A 22,072-nucleotide genomic window follows, 5' to 3' on the forward strand; every position below is an offset into this window, starting at 1 on the left:
CCGACCCGGCAGAAAGTGTCCTGCGGAAGATCACTTCCTGCCGGGTCGGCGGGAAATCCGAGCCACTTTCTGCCGGGTCGGCGCGATCTCAGAGCCAGTTCGAGCCGGGTCGGCGTCAGACAGGAGCCGGCAGTGAACGGGCGATGATCTCCTTCATGATCTCGCTGGTGCCGGCGTAGATCTGGGAGACGCGGAGGTCGGCCCAGGCGCGGGCGATGGGGTACTCGTTCATGTAGCCGTAGCCGCCGTGCAGCTGCAGGCACATGTCGGCGACCTTCTGCGCCCGCTCGGAGCACCAGAGCTTGGCCATGGCCACCGTGGGGATGTCGAGCTGCTTGTCCAGGTGCAGGCCGACGCACTCGTCGACGAACGAGCGGGCGACTCGGGCCTCGGTGGCGATCTCGGCCATCTTGAACTTGGTGTTCTGGAAGCCCCAGATCGGTCGGTTGAAGGCGTGCCGGTCGTGGACGTAGCGCATGGTCTCCTCGAAGCAGAGCTCCATCGCGGCGACATTCGAGACGGCGACGATGAGCCGCTCCTGGGGCAGCTGCTCCATCAGCTGGATGAAGCCCTGGCCCTCCTCGCTGCCGAGCAGGTTGGTGACGGGGATCCGGACGTCTTCGAAGAAGAGCTCGGAGGTGTCCTGGCCCTTCATGCCGATCTTGTCGAGCACCCGGCCGCGTGAGAAGCCGGGGGTGTCGGTGGGCACGATGACCAGCGAGATGCCGGCGGCCGCCTCCTCCGGGTTGGTCTTCACGACGGTGACCACGACGTCGGCCTGGGCGCCGTTGGTGATGAAGGTCTTGGCGCCGTTGACGACGTACTCGTCACCTTCGCGGATCGCCTTGGTCCGCACGTTCTGCAGGTCCGAGCCGGTGCCGGGCTCGGTCATCGCGATGGCGCCGACGACCTCGCCGCTGGCCATCTTGGGGAGCCACTCGAGCTTCTGCTCCTCGGTGCCGTAGTTGAGGATGTAGTGGGCGACGATGCCGTTGTGGAGCGAGACGCCCCACGAGCTGTCGCCGACCCGCGCCTGCTCCTCGATGAGGATCGCCTCGTGGGCGAACGAGCCGCCCCCGCCGCCGTACTCCTCCGGGATCGACAGGCAGAGCAGGCCGACCTCGCCGGCCCTGTTCCACAGGTCGCGGTCGACCTGCTTGTTGGCGATGTAGGTCTCGACGTTGGGCTTGATCTCCTTCTCGCAGAACGTCCGGGCGAGGTCGCGGAAGTCGTCGAGATCGGTGTTCATCCAGGGTGAGCGGCGCATGGGTACAGGGTGTATCACGGAGAACCGTCCGGATACAAGGTGTATCCGGACGTCGGACCGCGATAGCGTCGGTCGCATGGTCGACGTGGCGGACGTGGCGAAGTGGGTCGACTCGACCGTGCGCCGGCGCAACGCCAAGGAGGCGCTCGAGAGCGACGCCCGTCGCGCCCAGGTCGTCCAGGCCGCCGTCGACGCGATCGAGGAGGGCGGCGGGCAGGTCGGGATGGGCCAGATCGCCGAGCGCGCGGGCATCCCGCGACCCAACGTCTACCGGCACTTCGCGAGCAAGGAGCAGCTCGACGCCGAGGTCGCCCGCTTCGCCGCGACCGAGCTGCTGCGCCGGGTGCGCCCGCACCTGTCGACGCCCGGTACGCCGGTCGAGATCGTCCGCGGCCTGATCGCCCCGTGCGTCGCGTGGGCGGCCGAGCATCCCCACCTGTTCCGCTTCCTCGCGGCCCAGCAGCAGACCAAGGCGCTGCATCGCGCGCGGCTCGGGCGCACCCGGCTGCTCAGCGAGATCGCCGACGCCGCCCGCGCGTACCTCAGCGAGACCCCGCTCTCCGCCGACCCGCCCGAGGGTGTCCTGGTCGGCGTCATGGGGATGGTCGACGCCAGCATCATCTGGTGGTTCGACCACCATGACGAGACCCAGGGCCAGCTCGTCGAGCGGCTCACCCGCCAGGTCGTGGCGGTGCTCGTCGACGCCCTGGCGCAGTCGGGCCTCGAGGTCCCCGACGACCTGGTGCTCCGCCCGATCCGGTCGACCTGACGGGAATACCTGCGCGGCCGGCCGCCTTGTGCCACCATCATTTCAAGTTTGAAATAATGGAGCGACCATGACCACCTGCCCCACCCGCGCCCGCCGCGCGCACCGCGTGAGCGACGTCCCGACGGTCCCGTACGCCGAGCCGGCGGCGGCGGTCCGCACCCGGGTCGTCGTACCGCTGCGCTTCCCCGACGGCTATGCGACCACCGCCGACGTGGTCACCTTCGAGGGCCTGGTCGACGGCAAGGAGCACCTGCTGCTCGGCCTCGGCGCGTGGCGCGAGCGCCTCGACACCCTGGCCCAGGGCGGCCCGGCGCCGCTGGTCCGCCCGCACAGCGAGTGCCTCACCGGCGACGTGTTCGGCTCCCAGCGCTGCGACTGCGGCCCGCAGCTGCGCGAGGCCGTCGAGCGGATCACCGACGAGGGCGGCTTCCTGCTGTACCTGCGCCAGGAGGGCCGCGGCATCGGCCTGTACGCCAAGCTCGACGCCTACGCCCTCCAGGACGCCGGCCTCGACACCTACGAGGCCAACGTCGCGCTCGGTCGCGGAGAGGACGAGCGCGACTACCGCGCCGCCGCCCAGATGCTCCGTGCCGTCGGCGCCGACCGGGTCCGGCTGCTCAGCAACAACCCCGACAAGGCCCGTCAGCTCGGTGAGTACGGCGTCGGGGTGGACGAGCGGGTCCCGACCGGGGTGCACCTCTCGGCCGCCAACGAGCGGTACCTCACCGTCAAGCGCGACCACACCGCCCACACGCTCGACCTCGGCGGGCTGTCGGCATGAGCGAGCCGCGCTGGCTGGACGAGCAGGAGATGGCGGCCTGGCTGCCGCTGGTCCGCCTCGTCCAGGAGCTCCCGCAGGCGATCGACCGGCGGCTGCGCGAGGAGGCCGGCATCACGCACACCTACTACGCGATGCTCGCCAACCTCTCCGCCGCGCCCGACCGGATGCTCACCATGGGCGAGCTGGCACGGCTCACCGCGACCAGCCCGTCCCGGCTCACCCACGCCATCGCCGTCCTCGAGCAGCGCGGTTGGGTCACCAAGACGCACTGTCCCAGCGACCGGCGCAGCCAGTTCGCGGTGCTCACCGACGAGGGGCAGGCGCTGCTCGAGAGGATCGCCCCCGGTCACCTCGCCCAGGTCCGCGAGCTCGTCTTCGACCGGCTCACGCCCGCGCAGGTGCGCAATCTCGCCGAGATCGCGACCGCCCTCGCCGAGCCGGCCGAGGTGTTCGGGGAGGCCTGAGCCGCCCCTCAGAGGAACGACCAGACCAGGATCTCGGTCGGCACCCCCGCCGTCAGCTCGTACGACGCCCCGTCGCTCACGCACATCGCGTCCCCGGCGGCCAGCGGCTCGGCCAGGGACGACCGGACCAGCGCGCCCGTCGTGAGGAAGGCGTGCACCCGCGGAGCGGCCGGGAGGGCGACGGTCTCGCCGGCCCCGAGGCGGACCACGTCGAGGGCCGCGCCCGCGACGCCGACCGACAGCGCCGCGTCGTCGCCGACCACCCGCACCCACCCGGCACCGGGCTCGGCCGCGACGGAGGAGCGAGCGTAGGAGGGCGCGAGCCCGGGATCGTCGGGCCGCAGCCACACCTGCACGAACCGCGCCGGCCCGTCCGGCCCCGCGATCTCCGCGTGCCGGACCCCCGCGCCGGCCGACAGCACGCCGCAGTCGCCCGCGGCGAGCACCTCCTCGGCGCCGGTGCCGTCGCGGTGGACGACCGCGCCGGACACCACCCAGGTCACGATCTCGAGCCCCTCGTGGGGGTGCTCCTCGAAACCGGTGCCGCGGCCCAGGACGTGGTCGTCGTGGCAGACCATCGGCCCGAACGAGAGCCGTTCGGGGTCGAGGTGCGGGCCGAACGAGAAGCCGTGGTGACTCAGTCGACCGGGCTCTCGTTCGACGAACCGGGCGGTTCCCCTGCGGATCTCGACGCTCACGTGTCAGATTGTGCCGGTGTCGTGGGAGTCTGGTCCCGTGGGGGACAGGGTGGGAGCGCTCGCCGGACGTCTTCCGGTCGACTTCAGGTTCGGCACCAGCACGGCGTCGTACCAGATCGAGGGCGCCGTCACGGAGGACGGACGAGGTCCGTCGATCTGGGACACCTTCTGCGCCGAGCCCGGCCGCATCGTCGACGGCTCGAGCGGTGCGGTCGCGTGCGACCACTACCACCGCTATCCCGAGGACATCGCCCTGATGCGCACCCTCGGCGCCTCCGGCTACCGCTTCTCGATCGCCTGGCCGCGGATCCAGCCGACCGGCTCGGGCGCGGTCAACCAGGCGGGCCTCGACTTCTACGACCGGCTCGTCGACGGACTGCTCGAGGCCGGTATCGAGCCGATGGCGACGCTCTACCACTGGGACCTGCCGCAGGCCCTCGAGGACGACGGCGGCTGGCTGAACCGCGCGACCGTCGATCGCTTCGCCGACTACGCCGCGATCGTCGGCGAGCGCCTCGCGGACCGGGTCACCGACTGGGTGCCGGTCAACGAGCCCAACGTCGTGACCCTGATGGGGTACGCCGTCGCGATGCACGCGCCGGGCAAGGCACTCATGTTCGACGCACTCCCGGTCGGTCACCACCTGCTCGTCGCCCACGGCCGGGCCGCGATCGCGCTGCGGGCCGCGGGCGCGACCAGCGTCGGCTGCGCCAACAACCACGCACCGATCTGGCCGGCCAGCGACGACCCGGCCGACGTCGGCGCCGCGAAGCTCTTCGACATGCTGTGGAACGCCCACTACATGGAGGGCATGCTCCTCGGCCGCTACGGCGACGACCTGATGATGCTGCTCGAGCCCCACGTGCGCGACGGCGACTTCGCCACGATGCGCCAGCCGCTCGACTTCTACGGCGTCAACTACTACAACCCGATGCGGATCGCGGCCGCCGACGAGACCGCCGAGCTGCCGTTCGAGTTCCGCGAGGTGCTCGGCTACCCGATGACCGACTTCGGCTGGCCGGTCGTGCCGGACGCCCTGCGCGAGTGGCTGATCACCTTCCGCGCACGGTTCCGCGCCGCCGTACCCCCGATCATGATCACCGAGTCCGGCTGCTCCTACGGCGTCGGGCCCGACGAGCACGGCATCGTCGACGACCACCTGCGCGTCGACTACCACGCGCTGCACCTCAACGCGGTCGCCGAGGCGATCGAGCGGGGCGTCGACGTGCGCGGCTACTACGCGTGGTCGCTCATCGACAACTTCGAGTGGTCCGAGGGCTACACCCAGCGCTTCGGCCTCGTGCACGTCGACTACGAGACCCAGAAGCGCACCCCGAAGCGGTCGTTCAGCTGGTACGCCGACCTGGTCGCCGAGCACGCCCGGCGCTCCGCAACCCCGTAGGGGCCACTAGCCTGCGAGCCATGCGCGCAGTCCAGGTCGTCACCACCACCGGTCCCGCCGACGTCGTCGTCCAGGAGGTGCCGGACCCCACGCCCGGGCCCGACGACGTGCTGGTCGAGGTGCACAGCGTCGGGGTGTCCTTCCCGGACCTGCTGCTCAGCCGCGGCCAGTACCAGCTGCGCCCGGAGCCGCCGTTCACCCTCGGCGTCGACTACGCCGGCGTCGTGGTGTCCGGGCCGGGCTTCGAGCCGGGCCAGCGGGTGGTCGGCGTCGGCGGGTACGGCGGCGCCTCCGACCTGGTCGCCGGCCCCCGCCAGGCCACCTTCGCGCTGCCCGACGGGGTGAGCTTCGACGAGGCGGCCGCGCTGCCGATGAACTACCTCACCGCTCTGTTCGCCCTCGACGAGCGAGCCGGGCTGCGCCCGGGCGAGACCGTGCTCGTGCACGGTGCGGCCGGCGGTGTCGGCACCGCCACGATCCAGGTGGCCAAGGGCCTCGGCGCGCGCACCATCGCGGTCACGAGCACCGAGGAGAAGGCGGCCTACGCCCGCGCCGCCGGTGCCGACGAGGCCGTCCTCTTCGACGGGTTCAAGGACGCCGCACTCGAGCTCACCGGCGGCAGGGGCGTCGACGTGGTGCTCGACGTCGTCGGCGGCGACGCGTTCACCGACTCGCTGCGGGCGCTCGCGCCGCAGGGCCGGGTGATGGTCGTCGGGTTCGCGGCCGGCGCCGGCATCCCTGAGGTCAAGGTCAACCGGCTGCTGCTCAACAACATCGACGTCCGCGGCGTCGGCTGGGGCGCCTACGCGTTCACCCGGCCCGACTACCTGCAGCAGCAGTGGGCGCAGCTGGTGCCGATGATCGAGTCCGGCGTCGTGAAGCCGCCCGTCGGCGAGGTCTACCCGATGGCGGAGTTCGGTCGCGCGCTGGCCGACATGGACGCCCGCGCCGCGCTCGGCAAGCTCGTCGTACGCCTGCGCGACTGAGCCTGCATTCACCGATTTCCAGCGGCGGAGCGCCCCCACATGGGCGCGCTGGCTGCGTTGCCGACGCTCGACAGACGCCCAGTCTGGCTTCGCGCCGGACGCCTTGCCATCACACCCATCTGGTGACGCTCCACTCGCCGCAAATCGGTGAATACAGGCTGAGCCCGAGCCTGCGTCAGCGCCGGCGGACCAGGTCGATGGTCCACCACAGCTGGCTGCCGACGGACTGCACGCCGAGGCCGACCAGCCGGAGTCGGCAGTCCAGCAGCAGCGCCCGGTGCGGCGGGCTGTCGAGCCAGCGGCGCAGTGCCTGGCGGGCGCTCATCGGTCCCATCGCGATCACCTCGCCCATGAGCGCGGCCTCCGGGTAGCCCGCCGCGGCGATCCGCTCGCGCAGCTCCGCCTCGCCGGCGACCTGGTGGGTCAGGCTGCGCTGGGCGGCCATCGCGCCGGAGTGCGCGGTCGCGGAGCCGTGCAACCCCGACCGGGGCTTGAGGCCACGACAGCCCGCGTCCCGGCGTACGGCGTTGACCTGCGCGAGGAGCCTGACCTCGATCCGCGCCGTGTCCGCTCCCGGTCCGTGCTCGGGCGAGGGGGCGGGGCGTGACGAGGCGGGGACCGCTGCCAGCAGGACCGTCGCGAGGACGGCCGCGGAGAAGAGAGCCGAGCGCACGCAGAGCATCATGGCGGTCGCCGGGTGCGTTTGTCAGCGACGTGCGAAGTCCTGGGTCCACCACACCCGGTCGCCCTGCACCACGACTCCGACGCCGAGATGCCGCAGCCGGCAGTCGAGGATGTTCGCGCGGTGGCCCGGGCTGGCCATCCAGGCCTGCATCACGGCCTTCGGCGAGCCGTAGCCCATGGCGACGTTCTCGGCGACCCGGCGCCACCGGCGGTAGCCGGCGAAGGTGATCCGCTCGCCGAGTCCGGCCTCGCCGGGGAGGTAGTGCGTCATGGTGCGGTACTGCGCCATCCCCACGCTGTGCGTGCGGGCCGAGGTGCGCAGCTTCGCGTTGGGGCGCAGCGCGCGGCAGCCGGCGCGCGCCCGCCGCCTGTTGACCAAGGTCACCACGCGGTCCTCCAGGTCGACGGCGACCGTCATCGGCATCGGGGCCGGTGTCGCGGCTCCGGGAGTGCTCGGCTGCGGGGAGGGGACCGTCTTCTGCCCGCCGAGCAGCGCGGCCAGGAGCCCGGCGAGCAGGTCGGTCAGGGTCCCGGTCAGGGGCGGGATGTCCGCCGCCGGGTTCGCCGGCGCCTTCGCGGTCGTCGTGGTGGCGGTCGCGGGTGCGGCATGGAGTGCCGCGGAAAGGGCGATCAGGACCGTGAGGACGGCCGTCGCGGCCATTCGTGTGCAGCGCAGGAGCATGCGCACGATCCTCCGACGTCCGACGGCGCCACCGCGTCGGTGCTCCGTGCGGGACCTGCTAGTCCCGAAGGACTAGGAAAAGGCCGCGATCGTCGCCGGGCGCCGACGGCCCGGGGTCAGCGGACCCCGAAGTCCTGGGTCCACCACAGCTGGTCGTCCTGCAGCACCACGCCCACGCCGATCTCCCGCAGCCGGCAGTTGAGGATGTTGTGCCGGTGGTCCGGGCTGTTCATCCACGCCGTCATCACCGACTCGGGGGAGCTGAAGCCGCGCGCGATGTTCTCGGCGACCAGGTTCCAGCCGCGGTAGCCCGCACGCGTGATCCGGGTCGAGAACGTCGCCTCGCCCGGCAGCTGGTGCGACATCACCCCGGCCTGCGCCATCGCGACGGTGTGCCGACGGGCGGCCTTGCGCAGCTGCTTCGACGGCTTCAGCGCCCGGCAGCCGTTGCCCGTGCGCTGCTCGTTGACCAGGGCGACGACCTGGTCCTCCATCGCCCGCTGGACCAGCCTGCGGGCCGGCGCCACGTCGGGGGCGACCGGTCGCAACAGGGCGGCGGTCGTCGTACCCGTGCCGGCATCGGCGGCGGTCGGTGCCAGCAGCCCCAGGCCGAGCACGAGGCACGGCACGAGGGCGAGCAAGCGGGTCATGTCCTGCTGATCGGTGGCCGGGCCGGGGTCCTGAGTGCACGCCCGGAAATCGGGACCATGGTCCTCGCGAGCCACACCACGGCGAGACGCGGCCGCCACCCCATGCGTAGGCTCGGCGCGTGAGCATCCTCGACGACGCCCGTCCGGGCATGGACCTCGACATCCGCCCGCAGGACGACCTGTTCGGCCACGTCAACGGCACCTGGCTGACCGAGTCCGAGATCCCCTCCGACAGGTCGAGCTGGGGACCCTTTGTCCAGCTCGCCGACCAAGCGGAGGAGGACGTGCGGGTCATCATCACCGAGCTCGCCGCCGCGGGCGACGGCGACGAGGACGCGCGCAAGATCGCCGACCTGTTCAACTCCTTCATGGACACCGACCGGGTCGAGGCGGCCGGCCTCGCGCCCGCCCAGCCGCTGGTCGACGCGGTCGCCGGGCTGCGCGACGTCCGCGACGTCGCGGCCTTCCTCGGCGAGTTCGAGCGGATCGGCGGCTACGGCCTGTTCGGGTCCTACATCGACACCGACAGCCGCCAGTCCGACCGCTACCTGTTCCACGTGGTGCAGGGCGGCCTCGGCCTGCCCGACGAGTCCTACTACCGCGACGACAAGTTCGCCGACATCCGCACGGCGTACGTCGCCTACCTGTCCCGGCTGCTCACCCTCGGCGGCCACGCCGACCCCGACGCCGCCGCACAACGGATCCTCGCCCTCGACACCGAGCTCGCCAAGGGCCACTGGGAGCGCGCGGAGACGCGCGACGTCCAGAAGACCTACAACCTGATGACCGCCGACGAGCTGAAGGCGCTGTGCCCGGCCTTCGACTGGGACGCCTACATCACCAACCTCGGTGGCCACCTCAGCGGCGAGCACGCGACCATCGCGGAGGTCGTGGTCAAGCAGCCGTCGTACCTCGAGCACCTCTCCGGTGTCCTCGAGTCGGAGCCGCTCGAGGCCTGGCGCGACTGGTTCCTCTCGCGGGTGCTGCGCTCGGCGGCGCCGTACCTCTCCGAGGCGTTCGTCGAGACCAACTTCGACTTCTACGGCCGCACCCTGTCCGGCACCCCCGAGCTGCGGGCCCGCTGGAAGCGCGCGGTGTCCTTCGTCGAGGGCGCGATGGGCGAGGCCGTCGGCAAGGAGTACGTCGCCCGCCACTTCCCGCCCGCCAGCAAGGCGATGATGGACGAGCTGGTCGCCAACCTGCTCGCCGCCTACCGCCAGTCGATCAGCAAGCTCGACTGGATGGGCGAGGAGACCAAGGAGCGGGCCTACGAGAAGCTCGCCACCTTCCGGCCCAAGATCGGCTACCCGGAGAGGTTCCGCGACTACAGCGCGCTGGTCGTCGTCCCCGACGACCTGGTGGCCAACGCCCAGGCGGCCGCCGGCTTCGAGACCGACCGCCAGCTCGCCAAGATCGGCTCCCCGGTCGACCGCGACGAGTGGTTCATGCTCCCGCAGACCGTCAACGCCTACTACAACCCCGGCACCAACGAGATCTGCTTCCCGGCCGGGATCCTGCAGCGGCCGTTCTTCAGCCCCGACGCGCTCGAGGCGGAGAACTACGGCGGCATCGGCGCGGTCATCGGGCACGAGGTCGGCCACGGCTTCGACGACCAGGGCGCGCAGTACGACGGCGACGGCAACCTCAACGACTGGTGGACCGCCGACGACAAGGCCGCGTTCGAGGTGAAGTCGAAGGCCCTCATCGCGCAGTACGACGCCTTCTCCCCACGCAACCTGCCCGGCGAGCACGTCAACGGCGCGCTGACCGTCGGCGAGAACATCGGCGACCTGGGTGGCCTCACCATCGCCCACACCGCCTTCCAGATCGCGCAGGGCGGCGCCGCCTCGCTCGAGGACCGCACCAAGCTGTTCCTCAACTGGGCCTACGTGTGGCGCACCAAGCGCCGCCTCGAGCAGGAGCAGCAGTACCTCACCATCGACCCGCACAGCCCGCCGGAGTTCCGCGCCAACATCGTGCGCAACCTCGACGAGTTCCACGAGGTCTTCGACACCGCGCCCGGCGACGGGCTGTGGCTCGATCCCGCGGACCGGGTGCGCATCTGGTGAACGCCGAGGGACCCCGCGAACGCTCGGGCGATCCGGGGCGGTGGCCTCGCTACCAGCGACCGGGGACCGACGACGTCGAGCGGGAATCGCGCGACGCAGCCGGCCGTCCCCTGCCCGAGGCGTCGGCGCCCGCGGGGCGCGCGCCGACCTCGCGGTCCAGCAGGCGGCGTCGTCGCGGACGCCGGCGCCTGGGCTCGGCCGTGGTCGTGCTGGCGGTCTTCGGGGTGGTCCGCGCCGTCGCCGGCGGAGGCGAGCAGGCCCCCGAACCGCTGCCGGCCGAGGACGCCTACGAGCCGATCGCGACCGAGCAGGGCTTCGACGCGCTCGGCGACGCCCTGACCGAGAAGACCGGGAGCACCCAGATCCTTGAGCTCCGCGGCTACGGCACCGACGACATGCAGGTGACCGTTCCGCCGGAGCAGGAGGGCGATCTCGCCGAGGTGTGGCGCTGGGACGGCCAGACCCTGGAGAAGTGGCTCGGGGAGAAGGCGGGCGACAAGCTGCCCTTCGACCTCGACGATGTCGACCCGAATGTCCTGGTCGATGTCGACGAGGACGCGCGTAGCCGCAGCGAGGGGCGGATCAGCGACAGCAGGTACGACGTCGAGAAGCCGGTCGACGCCGACTACGACCACTGGATCTACCTGAAGGTCTACGAGGTCGACCACGGGGGAGTCACCCTGTGGGCCGACCTCGAGGGGAACGTCGAGTCCGACCTGGTCAACAAGAACTGGCGCGACGACTGAGTGGCGCTCGCCGGGTCAGTTGATCAGGAACGTGAAGCCCTGGTCGGCCTGGTAGATGTCGCCGCCGAAGGCGCGTTGGTAGGTGAAGACGGCGAAGCCACCGACGCAGTCGGGCTCGTTCGCCGCCCACACCTCGACGATCGCCTCGCCGTCGGTGCCGGCGTTCGTGGCGTCGTTGGCGTAGTTGGGTGTCGCGACCAGGACCGAGGTGGTCGCGTCGACCGGTGTCGGAGTGCCACTGAGCCTGATGCAGAACTTGCCGATGCTGAGCCTCACGACGGTGGCGGACACGCCCGGGGCGCCGTGGAACCGAGCCAGCGTCCCGGAGGTGCTCACCAGCCCCGACGCCCTCGCGCCGGCCAGCTCGTAGCGTGCAGGCTGGCCCAGGTCCGCCGTACCCAGCGATGCATCGGTGACATCAGCGCCCGTCACGGAGCCGTCGGCGACGTCGGCGCCAGTGAGGTTGTTGTTCCTGATGTCCTTGGTCGTGACGGTGCTGTTCTTGATCTGCTTGCCGGTGATCATCGCGCCGGCGACCGCGCCGCCGGTGCCGGCAGTCAGGACCAGGCCGGTCGCCACGGCCACGGCAGCCAGAGCGGCCCGGCTCACCGGGCGGCCTCCACCATCAGGCGCAGCAGCCTCTCGCTGGTCGCGACGAGCTCGTCCTCGGACAGACCGACGCCCTGCGCGAGGTTGAGCGTGTAGACGACATGACCGACGAGTGCCCCGCCGGCGACCTGCAGGTTCTCGCCGCCGGCGATGGTGCCGATGTCGACGTACGCCGCATCCCCGATGCCGTCGAGGTCGTGCCGGGCGGGGTCGTCCAGCGCGGCGGTCGTGCCCGACTGGTAGGTCTCGTAGCCCCCGCCCGCCTGCACGTCGGTCGCGCCGAGCGATCCGCTGAGGGCGCGGGGGTCCTCCTGGTCGAACTCGCACGCGTCGAACGGGCCGGTGCTCGTGCTCACCGCGGCCCCCACAGCGGCGGTGAGCTCGTCGGCCGTCACCAGGTCACAGAACATCGGGAGGTCCGCGGCGGTCGGGGCGGAGCCGGACGCGGAGGCCGAGGTGCCGGTGGGCGGCGGTACGTCGCCCGCCGCCTCGCCCCCGTCGTCGCTGTCGTTGCACCCGGCCGTCAGCACGGCCACCAGGGCCAGCCCGCCGATCGTCCCCGTCCACCGCATCCGGTCACCTCCGTGTCTCGCGGCGACCGACTCTTCCCGACCGGGCGGGGCCGCGTCGGTAGGGAATGGTCGTAATCCCGGATCCGGCCGTGCGGCGGCGCGGCCCGTGGGAGCGTTCGGGTCATGGACCGCGACGCCCTGCTCGACGACGTGCTCCGGCACCTGGCGGAGGGGACGCCGCAGGTGGCGCGCGCAGCCTGCCTGGCCGCGGCGGCCGGTGGGGGCGGCGGTGCGGCGTACGGGCTGGCCGCGCTCGCCGACTTCTGGCTCGGCGACTTCGCCGGCGCGACCCGGCATGCGTCGTACGGGCTCGGGGAGGCGACGGACGACCCGACCCGGGCGATGTGCAGCGCGACGGCCGCACTCGCGGCGGGCGGCGACCTGGCCGCACCTCCCGTCGACCTGGCCGGCCTGCGCGGCCTGCTCGCGGCGGCCGACGCGCCGGGGTCGCGCTGGTGGTCGGCAGTGCGGTACGTCGCCGCCGAGGCGGCCCTCGTCGGTGCCCGGATCCGCGACGCCGCGGAGGTCGACGCCCTCGGCCCGCCGGCCGGCGAGTCCTGGACGGGCCACCCGTTCGCACCCGTGCTGTGGATCTGCCAAGCCCGGATCGCCGCCTTCTCCGGCCGGATCGAGGCAGCCGACGCCCTGCTCGCACCCATGCGTGCCTCCGTCGTCGCCGGCTCGCGCGTCGCGCCCGTCGTGGAGTCGGTGGCCGTGCTCGTGCGCGGCAACGCCGGCGACGAGGAGGTCGTCCGGGTGGCGGAGGCGATCGCCGCGCAGGTCCCCGCCGAGCCTCGCGACTTCATCGACCGCGGCGCGCTGCTACTCCTGTCGTACGGCGCGATCGCGCTCTACGACGTGGCGACGGCCGCTGCGCTCGCCTTCCGTGCCGGCTCCGACGAGGCGCTCAGCCACTGCACGCTGATCGACCGCGCGATCAGCTTCGAGATGTTCCTCCACGCCGCCCTCCTCGAGCAGGACCGGGGCGCGGTCGCGGCCTGGCTCGCCGCCCTGGCGGACCTCGCTGCCCACCCGATCACCGAGCCGACCGTGCAGCGCGCCCGCGCCCGGGTGGCGATCGAGGCCGGCGACGCCGTGACCGCCATCGACCTGCTGACGGCGAGCATCGAACGCTGCGTCGCCGACGAGCGCCGGGTCGAGGCGGGCGAGGGCCAGATCCTGCTCGCCCGCGCCCGGATCCTCGCCGCCGACCTCGGTACGGCGTCCCGCGGCCTGCGCACCCTCGTCGCCGAGAGCGACCGGACCGGGTTCGGGGCACTGCGCCGCGCCGCGGGCGTCGCCCTCGCCGGCTCCGGTCGCCGACTGCCCCCAGTGGCCGGAGCCGGCTGGGCGGCCCTCTCCGCACGCGAGGCCGAGGTCGCCCGCGCGGTCCTGGCCGGCCAGGAGGTCGAGGAGATCGCGGCCTCCCTGTTCCTCTCGCCCCGCACGGTCCGCACCCACCTGTCCCGCGTGCTCTGCGCCTTCGGCGTCGCCACCCGGGTCGGGCTGCTCGCCGCCGTCGGTGACGACCTCCCCTCGCAGGCGCCCCCGGGTGCGCCGACCCTCAGCCCCCGGCAGGCCGAGGTCGCCGCGCTCGTCGCCGCCGGTCGGACCAATCCGCAGATCGCCGGCGAGCTCGGCATCTCGGTCAAGGGCGTCGAGAAGCACGTCGGCGACGTACTGCTGCGCTGGAACGCCGGGTCGCGCTTCGAGCTGGCCCGGATCTGGTGGTCCCTGGCCTGAGACCGCCCGGAAGGTTCCCCCGGACGACCGCCCGGAAATAGGTGCAGCCGCTGGCGTCTCGGGTCACCAGCGGCTGCAGATAGAACTCTACGGGGCCGGTGGTGGGACCGTCTCGGGAATCGTCAGGATCGCCGGTAAAGAATCTCAGCCGCCGAGCCGGGACTGCCCGCGCAGCCCGGCCACCTCCCCGATCACGGTGAAGTCCGTGTCCGATCGGATCGCAAGGGTCGCTTGCCGGTCTCGGTGGTGAACCTCCCTGTGGATGCTCGGGCCGACGTGTCGGGCGCCGCTGGTAGACACGGGGGCATGGACACCCAGGCCCCCACCGACGCCGCCGTCCGCACCCGTGCGGAGGAGCACCTCCGTGCGCTGGTCGGCCGCCCCGACGCGACGCTGTACGACGACCAGTGGGCCGCGATCGCCGCGCTGGTCGTCGACCGGCGGCGCGCCCTCGTCGTCCAGCGCACCGGATGGGGCAAGTCCGCGGTCTACTTCGTGGCGACCCTCCTGCTGCGCGAGCAGGGGAGCGGGCCGACGGTGATCATCTCGCCGCTGCTGGCCCTGATGCGCAACCAGATCGCCGCGGCGGAGCGGGCCGGGATCCGCGCCGTGACGGTCAACTCGACCAACATGGAGCAGTGGGACGAGGTCCACCGCGCGATCGCGGCGGGCGAGGTCGATGTGCTCCTGGTCAGCCCCGAGCGGCTCAACAACCCGGGCTTCCGTGACGAGGTGCTGCCCCGGCTCGCGGCGACCTGCGGCCTTCTGGTCGTCGACGAGGCGCACTGCATCTCCGACTGGGGTCACGACTTCCGGCCCGACTACCGCCGCATCCGGACCCTGTTGCGCGAGCTTCCCGACGGCATCCCGGTGCTCGCGACCACCGCCACCGCCAACCAGCGGGTGACCGACGACGTCGCGGAGCAGCTGGGAGGTGACGCGCTGGTGCTGCGCGGCAGCCTCGACCGGGCGTCCCTGCGCCTCGGCGTGGTGCGCCTGACCACGGCCGAGCAACGCCTGGCCTGGCTGGCCGACCACCTCGCCGAGCAGCCCGGCAGCGGCATCGTCTACTGCCTGACCGTGGCGGCCACCCAGGAGGTCGCCGACTACCTGCGCTCGCGGGGGCACCAGGTGGCGGCCTACTCCGGCCAGACCGAGCAGACCGAGCGGCTCGCGTTGGAGCAGGCGCTGGTCGACGGCGAGGTCAAGGCGCTGGTGGCGACCAGTGCGCTCGGGATGGGCTTCGACGCTGCGCTCGGGTTCGTGGTCAACCTCGGCGCGCCCAACAGTCCCGTGGCCTACTACCAGCAGGTCGGCCGCGCGGGCCGTGGCACGGTCGACGACGCAACGGTGGTGCTGCTGCCGGCCGTCGAGGACCGCGACATCTGGGCCTACTTCGCCTCGCTCGCCTTCCCGCGCGAGGAGCTGGTCCGCGAGACCCTCGCGGTGCTGGCCGAGGAGGGCCGGGCGCTGAGCACGGCCGCGCTCGAGCCGCGCGTCGACCTGTCGCGCAACCGGCTCGAGACCATGCTCAAGGTGCTCGACGTCGACGGTGCCGTACGCCGGGTCAAGGGCGGCTGGGAGGCGACCGGGCAGCCGTGGTCCTACGACGCGGAGCGCTACGAGCGGGTCGCCGCCGCGCGGCAGGCCGAGCAGCAGGCCATGCTCGACTACCTGCGCAGCGACGAGTGCCGGATGCGCTACCTGCGTCGCCAGCTCGACGACCCGGCCGTGCTCGCCGACCCGGAGTGGCGCTGCGGCCGGTGTGACAACTGCGGCGGCCTCGGTCTCTCGACCGAGGTGTCCGCCGCGGCGGTCGAGGAGGCCGCCGACCGCATCGCCCGCCCCGGTGTGCCGATAGAGCCCCGCAAGCTGTGGCCCACCGGGCTCGCCGCGATCGGGGTCAGCCGGTCGGGGCGGATCAAGCAGCCCGCCGAGGAGGGGCGGGCCATCGCGCGGCTCACCGACCTCGGCCACGGCGCCGCGCTGCGCGGCCTGTTCGCGGTCGACGCCCCTGACGGTCCGGTGCCCGACTCGCTGGCGCGGGCGATGGTGACCATGCTCCACGACTGGCAGCCACGGGTCGACGCGATCGTGGTCGCCGGGTCCGAGCGCAAGTCCCAGCTGACCGCCGACCTCGCTGGTGGTCTGTCCCGGTTCCTGCAGGTCCCGGTCGTCGGCCGCTGGGACGTCGTCGACCTCTCGGTCGGGCCCGACCGGGGCGCCACCAACTCCGCCCAGCGGGTCGCCGCCGTCAGCCGCCGGTGCGCGCTCCGGCTCGACGACCCGGCCGCCGTGCAGGACCGCCGAGTGCTGCTCGTCGACGACCGGCTGGTCACCGGGTGGTCGGTCACGCTGGCGACGGAGGCGCTCCACGCCGCGGGCGCGGCCGCCGTCGTCCCGCTGGTGCTGGGGGTGAGCGGCTGAACCGACGCCTGCCTCCCGCGATCCGGCGCCTCCCGGTCATAGAGTCGAAAGCATGACCGAGGACGCTCCCGCGAACGGCACCCCCGAGCACCCCGCCGACGGGCCGCCCCCGCCCGCGTCGACGGCACCCGACACCGTCATCCGTCCACCGGCGTCGGCGATCGTGACCGACCCGGACGACGCGAACGGCCCGGCCACCGACGACCGTGGCGCGGGCCAGCCGCCTCCGCCGGTGGCCGGCACCGGCGTGCCGGGACCGATCGAGCCCGGGATGCCGACCCGCGCCACCCGCGCCGGTACGACGGCCGGTGTGGTCGCTCTCGGCACCGGCCTGCTCGGTGCGGCCGTGGTCATCGCCGGGTTCCGCAGCCGCAGCGGCGACGACGGGCTCGACTGGTCGACGTACGGCGTCGGTCTCGGCGCCACCGGCGTGCTGCTGGTGATCGCCGTCCTCGGGTCGCTCGCGGGCCGGCGGGGCGGCGGTCGGGCACGCGAGGAGGTCGTCACCTGGCCCGGCACGGTCGGGATCCTCGCCACCGGCCTGATGATCGGAATCGGGCTCGACCGTGACGACAGCTGGGTCGCCTACCTCATCGGCGGCGTGATGACCGCGCTCGCGGTGGTCGGGTACGTCGCCGCGCGCCGCGCCGCCTTCGTCGTCGTGGCGATCCTCGGCCTTGCCATCGTCTACGGCGTCGCGTTCGACGACCTCCTCGCCGACAGCATCGGCAGCGACCACCCGCAGGTCACGGGCGCGGCGCTGGTGGCGGTCTTCGTCGTCGCCGTCACCGTCCTCGGCTGGGCGCTGCCGAGCCGGGCGGTGTCCGGGGTCGTGGTCGGAGCGTTCGGCCTGGTCGGGATCCTCGGCACCCTCGCGTCGTTCGCGGTGCTGCGGTTCCTGGGCGGGATCTTCGGGGAGATGGGCCCGATGCTCGAGAGCGGGCTGGGCGGCGGCCAAGACGCCGAGGCGTCGTCCACGGTCGTCGGCATCTCCGGTGGCTTCCACGAGTCCGACGTGTGGTGGGTGGTCGCGATCGGCGGGGTCCTCGCCGTGCTGTGGGCGCTGGCCGCCGCGGTCTCGAACCATTCCGGGTTCTCGGTGCTCGCCATCGCGATGCCGGCCCTCGGTGCGCCGCTCGCGTCGATCGCGCTGGCCGCGGAGCACCCGACCTGGTGGGCGGCGACCACCGCCGTCGCCGGCGGTGTGCTGCTGCTCGGCGGTGCGTTCCTCGCGCGGCTGCGCGGTCGTCGTACGGCACCCGCGGCGGGCTGACCCCGGCCGGGAACCTCCTGTCGGCCCCACCCGTTAACGTCCCCATGTGAGCTTCGTTCCCGTCTCCGGACCCGCGACCTTCCGGCCCGGGGACCCCGCGACGATCGAGTTCACCGATGCCGACGGCGCCCGCCGGATCGCGCTGCCGGTCAGTGCGGCGCTGCCCGTCCTGAGCCGGTCGCGGTCGGGTGACGCCCACCCGAGCGTCCGCCTGCTCAGCGGCGCGGCGCTGCTCGGGCTACGTCTCGTCGCCGCCGGCAAGGTCGCGCCCGACGAGGCCGGTCGCGCCTGGCGGGTCGGGCGGCTCGACTCGCGCGACCGGGACGCGATCGACCGGCTCGCCCGCTCGTTCGACGTCGACGACGCGCTCGTCCACGGGATGCTCGACGCGGTCGCCGACACGCTGCCGCGCGCGGCCCCGTCCGGGCGCCGCACCGCACCCGCGGAACCTCCGGATCAGCAGGACCAGCGCACCCCCGACCACTTCGCCGAGCGGGTACGCCGACGGATGGCCGAGCGGCGCGACGACGCCGTGCTGCCGGAGCTGGTGCGGGTCTCGCTCCGGGTCGAGGCCGACGAGGAGGAGCTGGTCGCCGGCACGGTCCGGGTGGTGCTCCAGGTCCACGATGAGCGCGACCCGCTCCACGTCTGCGATGCCGCGCTGCTGTGGACCGCCGGCGCGGCCGAGCACGGCTTCGGCAGCCGGGCCCGCGTGCACGCCAGCATCGCCCTGCGCGCGGCGGCCGATGCGTGGCCGGTGCTCGACCGGCTGCTCGGGCTCGCCGTACCCGACCAGCTGAGCCTCGACGGTGACGAGATCGGCAGCCTGCTCGACAGCGTCGGCGCCCTGCGCGACGCCCGGGTCGACGTGCACTGGCCGCGTTCGCTCGGCCCCGAGCTGACCACGCGCGCGGTCCTCGACCGGCGCCGCGAGGGCACGGGACCGGCTCGCGGTGAGGAGCTGCCGCTGCAGGACAGCCCGTTCTCGACCGAGGGGCTGTTCTCGTTCTCGTGGCAGATCTCGCTGCACGGCGAGGCACTGACCAGTGACGAGATGGCCGAGCTGGCGCAGGCCGCCAGCCCGGTGATCAAGCTGCGCGGCGCGTGGACCGTCGTCGACCCGACGACTGCCGCCCGGGCCCGCAAGCGCCTGATCCGCAAGGCCAGCGGCGCCCAGGCCCTCGCCGCCGCGCTCACCGGCGTCACGGACCTCCCCACCACCGGCGACGAGCAGCCCGCCACGACCGAGGTCGTCGTCGGCGCCAGCCTGCTGAAGGTCCGTGAGCAGGTCCTCGACGCCGCGACGCGCACGCCGATCCCGGAGCCCGCGGGCCTCGCCGCCCGGCTGCGCGACTACCAGCGCCACGGCCTGACCTGGCTCGCCGACCTGACCGGGCTCGGCCTCGGCGCCTGCCTCGCCGACGACATGGGCCTCGGCAAGACGATCACCCTGATCGCGCTGCACCTGCACCGCCTCGAGTCGGGCCGGTCGTCGGGCGGGCCGACGCTCGTGGTCTGCCCGGCCAGCCTCCTCGGCAACTGGGAGGCCGAGGTCGAGCGGTTCGCACCCGGCGTACCCGTCCGCAGGTTCCACGGTGGCTCGCGCTCCCTGGACGACCTCGACGGCGGCTTCGTGCTGACCACCTACGGCACCCTGCGCCGCGACGCCGACACCCTCGCCGCGGTCGGGTGGGACCTCGTGGTCGCCGACGAGGCCCAGCACGTCAAGAACTCCCGTACGTCGACCGCCCGGGCGCTGCGCCGTGTGCCCAGCCGGGCGCGGGTGGCGTTGACCGGCACGCCCGTCGAGAACGACCTGACCGAGCTCTGGTCGATCCTCGACTGGTGCGTCCCGGGCCTGTTGGGAAGCCGTCAGGCGTTCCGCCGGGTGTGGGGCGCGCCGATCGAGTCGGGTGCCGAGCCCACGAAGGCCCGGCAGTTCGCCGACCTGATCGGCCCGTTCCTGCTGCGTCGCCGCAAGTCCGATCCCGGCATCGCCCCGGAGCTGCCGCCGAAGACTGAGACCGACCACCTGCTCGGCCTGACCCGGGAGCAGGTCGTCCTCTACGAGGCGTTCGTCAAGGACACCATGGAGCGGATCGAGCGCGCCGACGAGGAGACCCGCCGCGGTCTGGTGCTGGCGCTGCTCACCGGCCTCAAGCAGATCTGCAACCACCCGGCGCAGTTCCTCAAGCAGTCGGGTGCGATCCGGCTGACCGGCCGCTCCGAGAAGCTCGAGCTGCTCGACGAGCTGGTCGCCACCGTGCTCGCCGAGGACGGTGCGGTCCTCGTGTTCACGCAGTACGTCGCGATGGCCCGCCTCGTCGAGCAGCACCTCACCGCGATCGGCGTCCCCCACCAGTTCCTCCACGGCGGCACGCCCGTCCACCGGCGCGAGGACATGGTGCGCCGGTTCCAGGCGGCCGAGGTGCCGGTGTTCCTGCTCTCGCTGAAGGCCGGTGGCACCGGCCTCAACCTGACCCGCGCCGACCACGTCGTCCACTTCGACCGCTGGTGGAACCCCGCCGTCGAGGAGCAGGCCACCGACCGCGCGTACCGGATCGGCCAGACCCGGCCGGTCCAGGTGCACCGGATGGTCACCCGCGGCACGATCGAGGAGCGGGTCGCGGGCCTGCTCGACCGCAAGCGCCAGCTCGCCGATGCCGTTCTGGCCCGCGGCGACGCCGCGCTCACCGAGCTGAGCAACGAGGAGCTGCGCGACCTGGTGACCCTGCGCCGCCAGGCGCGGGAAGCGGCTGCCGCTGAGGAGCGCGACTGATGCGCACCACGTTCACCCGGCAGAGTCAGCCCACGCGCGGCGTCCGCTCGTGGTGGGGCAAGGCATGGCAGCGTGCGGTCGAGGAGGCGGCGTACTCCGAGGCGGAGCTGCGCCGCGGCCGCACCCACGCCCGCCGTGGCGACGTCGGCGCGATCAGCGTCGAGCCGGGCGGACTGCTCGCGGCCTGCCGTGACGGCGACGACGCCTGGACCGTCCAGGTCCTCCTTCCCGTGCTCGAGGCCTCCGCGCGCACCGCGCTCGTCGAGGCGGTCGCGGCCGAGGCCGGACGGATCGCCGAGCTGCTCGGCGGCAACCTGCCCCACGACCTCGTCGAGCACGCCGAGGAGGTCGGCGTCGAGCTGTTGCCGTACGGCGGCGAGCTGACCGCGACCTGCACCTGCCCCCACTACCTCGACCCCTGCCCGCACGCCATCGCGGTGCTGATCCAGGCGGGCTGGCTGGTCGACACCGACCCGCTGGTGCTCCTCGGGCTGCGGGGCCTGGAGCGCGACGACCTGCTCGCCGACCTGCACGCCCGGACCACCCCGGCCTCCGGCGCCCCCGGACACCCGCCGGTGTCCGCCGACCTTGCCGACGACGTCGAGCTCGTCATCGATGCCGCGGCCCGGGCCCAGCGGCTGGTCGCCCTCTTCGAGGCGGGGGCCGAGCTGCCCGACGGACTCCTCTGACGCCGACCCGGCGCAAAGTGGCCCGGAAATCGCGCCGACCCGGCACAAAGTGGCAGGGATTTCTCGCCGACCCGGCAGAAGCCGTCCGGGTCGACGTCGATTGCGGAACACTTTCTGCCGGGTCGACGGGTTCAGTACGTCATTTCGAGCCGGGTCGGGCCAATGCGTCGAGATGGTCGTCCAGAGCGCGAGTGGCGGACCGACGCCGCCGCGGGTCGCGCATGGCGTGCAGGGCGAGTCCGTCGACGAGGGCGTGCAGGGCGGTGGTCTCGCGGCCGAGGTGCCGGTCGGGGGCGACCCGACCGGCGTCGCGGAGGTCGGCGAGCAGGCGTAGGCACAGCCCGCGGATGGCCTCGTGCGCGTCGTCGGCGAGCGCGGTCAGCTCCGGGTGGCGCGGTCCCTCGGCCATGAGGGCGAGGTGGACGCGCATCTCGACGGTCCGCTCGTCGTCGAGGGGGAGCAGCTCGCGCAGGCAGGCGACGGTACGGCGGCGGGGGTCGGTGATCCCGGCGTGCCGGCCGATCCGCGCGGCGGCGCGCTCGTGGGCCAGTCGCATCGCGAATGCCAGCAGCTCGGCCTTGGTCGGGAAGCTGTGCCGCAGCGAGCCCAGCACGAGGTCGGCCTCGGCCGCCACGGTCCGCAGCGACACCGCTCCCACGCCTTCGCGCAGGACCAGCCGCCACACCGCCTCACCGATCCGCTGCCGCCGCTGGTCGTGGTCGATGGTGCGCGGCATGACCGGACGTTAGCACGGCTGTGCTAAGTTCCGTATTGGCACACTC

At 73.0% G+C, this 22,072-nt stretch carries 20 protein-coding genes; 12 read left to right on the forward strand and 8 right to left on the reverse strand.

Going from position 1 to position 22,072, the window contains the following annotated elements; translation table 11 throughout:
• Positions 1-115 precede the first annotated feature (115 nt).
• Positions 116-1,267, reverse strand: a complete 1,152-nt coding sequence (locus FBY23_RS02900) for an acyl-CoA dehydrogenase family protein (protein ID WP_260805710.1) — start codon at positions 1,265-1,267, stop codon at positions 116-118.
• Positions 1,268-1,343: 76 nt separating this feature from the next.
• On the opposite strand from FBY23_RS02900, the gene FBY23_RS02905 reads away from it, so the two are divergent.
• The 3 genes from FBY23_RS02905 to FBY23_RS02915 all read left to right on the forward strand — a co-directional run bounded on the left by FBY23_RS02905 (position 1,344) and on the right by FBY23_RS02915 (position 3,281).
• Complete coding sequence (locus FBY23_RS02905; RefSeq protein WP_174245178.1) at positions 1,344-2,036, forward strand: TetR/AcrR family transcriptional regulator; 693 nt, start codon at positions 1,344-1,346, stop codon at positions 2,034-2,036.
• A gap of 67 nt (positions 2,037-2,103) precedes the next feature.
• Positions 2,104-2,817: a GTP cyclohydrolase II gene (ribA, locus tag FBY23_RS02910; RefSeq protein ID WP_141796769.1), complete on the forward strand. Its 714-nt coding sequence runs from the start codon at positions 2,104-2,106 to the stop codon at positions 2,815-2,817.
• On the forward strand, positions 2,814-3,281 hold the full coding sequence (locus FBY23_RS02915; RefSeq protein ID WP_141796770.1) for a MarR family winged helix-turn-helix transcriptional regulator: 468 nt from the start codon (positions 2,814-2,816) through the stop codon (positions 3,279-3,281). Before ribA ends, FBY23_RS02915 begins: the two co-directional genes overlap by 4 nt.
• An 8-nt stretch (positions 3,282-3,289) precedes the next feature.
• Here FBY23_RS02915 and FBY23_RS02920 read toward each other — a convergent pair whose 3' ends face one another.
• On the reverse strand, positions 3,290-3,979 hold the full coding sequence (locus FBY23_RS02920; RefSeq protein ID WP_141796771.1) for a pirin family protein: 690 nt from the start codon (positions 3,977-3,979) through the stop codon (positions 3,290-3,292).
• Between the two features lie 37 nt (positions 3,980-4,016).
• On the opposite strand from FBY23_RS02920, the gene FBY23_RS02925 reads away from it, so the two are divergent.
• The gene (locus tag FBY23_RS02925) at positions 4,017-5,381 is read left to right on the forward strand and encodes a GH1 family beta-glucosidase (protein ID WP_260805711.1); all 1,365 of its coding nucleotides are present in this window, start codon (positions 4,017-4,019) and stop codon (positions 5,379-5,381) included.
• Positions 5,382-5,401: 20 nt separating this feature from the next.
• Positions 5,402-6,367: an NADPH:quinone oxidoreductase family protein gene (locus FBY23_RS02930; protein ID WP_141796773.1), complete on the forward strand. Its 966-nt coding sequence runs from the start codon at positions 5,402-5,404 to the stop codon at positions 6,365-6,367.
• A gap of 175 nt (positions 6,368-6,542) precedes the next feature.
• Here FBY23_RS02930 and FBY23_RS02935 read toward each other — a convergent pair whose 3' ends face one another.
• The 3 genes from FBY23_RS02935 to FBY23_RS02945 all read right to left on the reverse strand — a co-directional run bounded on the left by FBY23_RS02935 (position 6,543) and on the right by FBY23_RS02945 (position 8,383).
• Complete coding sequence (locus tag FBY23_RS02935; RefSeq protein WP_160158140.1) at positions 6,543-7,040, reverse strand: CAP domain-containing protein; 498 nt, start codon at positions 7,038-7,040, stop codon at positions 6,543-6,545.
• Between the two features lie 33 nt (positions 7,041-7,073).
• Complete coding sequence (locus FBY23_RS02940; RefSeq protein WP_141796775.1) at positions 7,074-7,733, reverse strand: CAP domain-containing protein; 660 nt, start codon at positions 7,731-7,733, stop codon at positions 7,074-7,076.
• Positions 7,734-7,849: 116 nt separating this feature from the next.
• Positions 7,850-8,383 carry a CAP domain-containing protein gene (locus FBY23_RS02945; RefSeq protein ID WP_141796776.1) on the reverse strand — a complete coding sequence of 178 codons (534 nt, stop codon included), beginning with the start codon at positions 8,381-8,383 and terminating at the stop codon, positions 7,850-7,852.
• A 119-nt stretch (positions 8,384-8,502) separates the two neighbouring features.
• Between FBY23_RS02945 and FBY23_RS02950 the strand changes: the two genes are divergently transcribed.
• Both FBY23_RS02950 and FBY23_RS02955 read left to right on the forward strand, forming a co-directional pair.
• On the forward strand, positions 8,503-10,452 hold the full coding sequence (locus FBY23_RS02950; RefSeq protein ID WP_141796777.1) for a M13 family metallopeptidase: 1,950 nt from the start codon (positions 8,503-8,505) through the stop codon (positions 10,450-10,452).
• A complete protein-coding gene (locus FBY23_RS02955; RefSeq protein ID WP_141796778.1) occupies positions 10,449-11,198 on the forward strand; it encodes a hypothetical protein in 750 nt (249 codons plus the stop codon). The genes FBY23_RS02950 and FBY23_RS02955 overlap by 4 nt, the downstream gene beginning before the upstream one ends.
• A 15-nt stretch (positions 11,199-11,213) precedes the next feature.
• Here the strand turns inward: FBY23_RS02955 and FBY23_RS02960 are convergent, their stop codons facing one another.
• Together FBY23_RS02960 and FBY23_RS02965 are read right to left on the reverse strand one after the other, a co-directional pair.
• Positions 11,214-11,807, reverse strand: coding sequence for a hypothetical protein (locus FBY23_RS02960; RefSeq protein ID WP_141796779.1), 594 nt, complete (start codon positions 11,805-11,807; stop codon positions 11,214-11,216).
• The gene (locus FBY23_RS02965) at positions 11,804-12,379 is read right to left on the reverse strand and encodes a hypothetical protein (RefSeq protein WP_141796780.1); all 576 of its coding nucleotides are present in this window, start codon (positions 12,377-12,379) and stop codon (positions 11,804-11,806) included. The genes FBY23_RS02960 and FBY23_RS02965 overlap by 4 nt, the downstream gene beginning before the upstream one ends.
• Positions 12,380-12,502: 123 nt before the next feature.
• On the opposite strand from FBY23_RS02965, the gene FBY23_RS02970 reads away from it, so the two are divergent.
• The 5 genes from FBY23_RS02970 to FBY23_RS02990 all read left to right on the forward strand — a co-directional run bounded on the left by FBY23_RS02970 (position 12,503) and on the right by FBY23_RS02990 (position 21,290).
• Positions 12,503-14,122 (forward strand): helix-turn-helix transcriptional regulator, encoded by a 1,620-nt coding sequence (locus tag FBY23_RS02970; RefSeq protein WP_141796781.1) that lies wholly within the window; start codon positions 12,503-12,505, stop codon positions 14,120-14,122.
• Positions 14,123-14,428: 306 nt separating this feature from the next.
• Complete coding sequence (locus tag FBY23_RS02975; protein WP_141796782.1) at positions 14,429-16,549, forward strand: ATP-dependent DNA helicase RecQ; 2,121 nt, start codon at positions 14,429-14,431, stop codon at positions 16,547-16,549.
• A 52-nt stretch (positions 16,550-16,601) separates the two neighbouring features.
• Complete coding sequence (locus tag FBY23_RS02980; RefSeq protein ID WP_141796783.1) at positions 16,602-17,822, forward strand: hypothetical protein; 1,221 nt, start codon at positions 16,602-16,604, stop codon at positions 17,820-17,822.
• 46 nt (positions 17,823-17,868) lie between these two features.
• Positions 17,869-20,601 carry a DEAD/DEAH box helicase gene (locus FBY23_RS02985; protein ID WP_141796784.1) on the forward strand — a complete coding sequence of 911 codons (2,733 nt, stop codon included), beginning with the start codon at positions 17,869-17,871 and terminating at the stop codon, positions 20,599-20,601.
• Positions 20,601-21,290, forward strand: a complete 690-nt coding sequence (locus FBY23_RS02990; RefSeq protein WP_141796785.1) for an SWIM zinc finger family protein — start codon at positions 20,601-20,603, stop codon at positions 21,288-21,290. Before FBY23_RS02985 ends, FBY23_RS02990 begins: the two co-directional genes overlap by 1 nt.
• Before the next feature lie 139 nt (positions 21,291-21,429).
• Here FBY23_RS02990 and FBY23_RS02995 read toward each other — a convergent pair whose 3' ends face one another.
• A complete protein-coding gene (locus tag FBY23_RS02995) occupies positions 21,430-22,026 on the reverse strand; it encodes a TetR/AcrR family transcriptional regulator (RefSeq protein ID WP_141796786.1) in 597 nt (198 codons plus the stop codon).
• Between the last annotated feature and the right edge of the window lie 46 nt (positions 22,027-22,072).

It is taken from the genome of Nocardioides sp. SLBN-35 (assembly GCF_006715725.1).
GTDB lineage: Bacteria > Actinomycetota > Actinomycetes > Propionibacteriales > Nocardioidaceae > Nocardioides.

Bases quoted from the DNA above. Each gene is read 5' to 3' on its own strand.
- FBY23_RS02900 (WP_260805710.1), bottom strand. From the start codon at position 1,267: ATGCGCCGCTCACCCTGGATGAACACCGATCTCGACGACTTCCGCGAC.
- FBY23_RS02905 (WP_174245178.1), top strand. From the start codon at position 1,344: ATGGTCGACGTGGCGGACGTGGCGAAGTGGGTCGACTCGACCGTGCGC.
- ribA (WP_141796769.1), top strand. From the start codon at position 2,104: ATGACCACCTGCCCCACCCGCGCCCGCCGCGCGCACCGCGTGAGCGAC.
- FBY23_RS02915 (WP_141796770.1), top strand. From the start codon at position 2,814: ATGAGCGAGCCGCGCTGGCTGGACGAGCAGGAGATGGCGGCCTGGCTG.
- FBY23_RS02930 (WP_141796773.1), top strand. From the start codon at position 5,402: ATGCGCGCAGTCCAGGTCGTCACCACCACCGGTCCCGCCGACGTCGTC.
- FBY23_RS02940 (WP_141796775.1), bottom strand. From the start codon at position 7,733: ATGCTCCTGCGCTGCACACGAATGGCCGCGACGGCCGTCCTCACGGTC.
- FBY23_RS02945 (WP_141796776.1), bottom strand. From the start codon at position 8,383: ATGACCCGCTTGCTCGCCCTCGTGCCGTGCCTCGTGCTCGGCCTGGGG.
- FBY23_RS02965 (WP_141796780.1), bottom strand. From the start codon at position 12,379: ATGCGGTGGACGGGGACGATCGGCGGGCTGGCCCTGGTGGCCGTGCTG.
- FBY23_RS02970 (WP_141796781.1), top strand. From the start codon at position 12,503: ATGGACCGCGACGCCCTGCTCGACGACGTGCTCCGGCACCTGGCGGAG.
- FBY23_RS02975 (WP_141796782.1), top strand. From the start codon at position 14,429: ATGGACACCCAGGCCCCCACCGACGCCGCCGTCCGCACCCGTGCGGAG.
- FBY23_RS02980 (WP_141796783.1), top strand. From the start codon at position 16,602: ATGACCGAGGACGCTCCCGCGAACGGCACCCCCGAGCACCCCGCCGAC.
- FBY23_RS02990 (WP_141796785.1), top strand. From the start codon at position 20,601: ATGCGCACCACGTTCACCCGGCAGAGTCAGCCCACGCGCGGCGTCCGC.
- FBY23_RS02995 (WP_141796786.1), bottom strand. From the start codon at position 22,026: ATGCCGCGCACCATCGACCACGACCAGCGGCGGCAGCGGATCGGTGAG.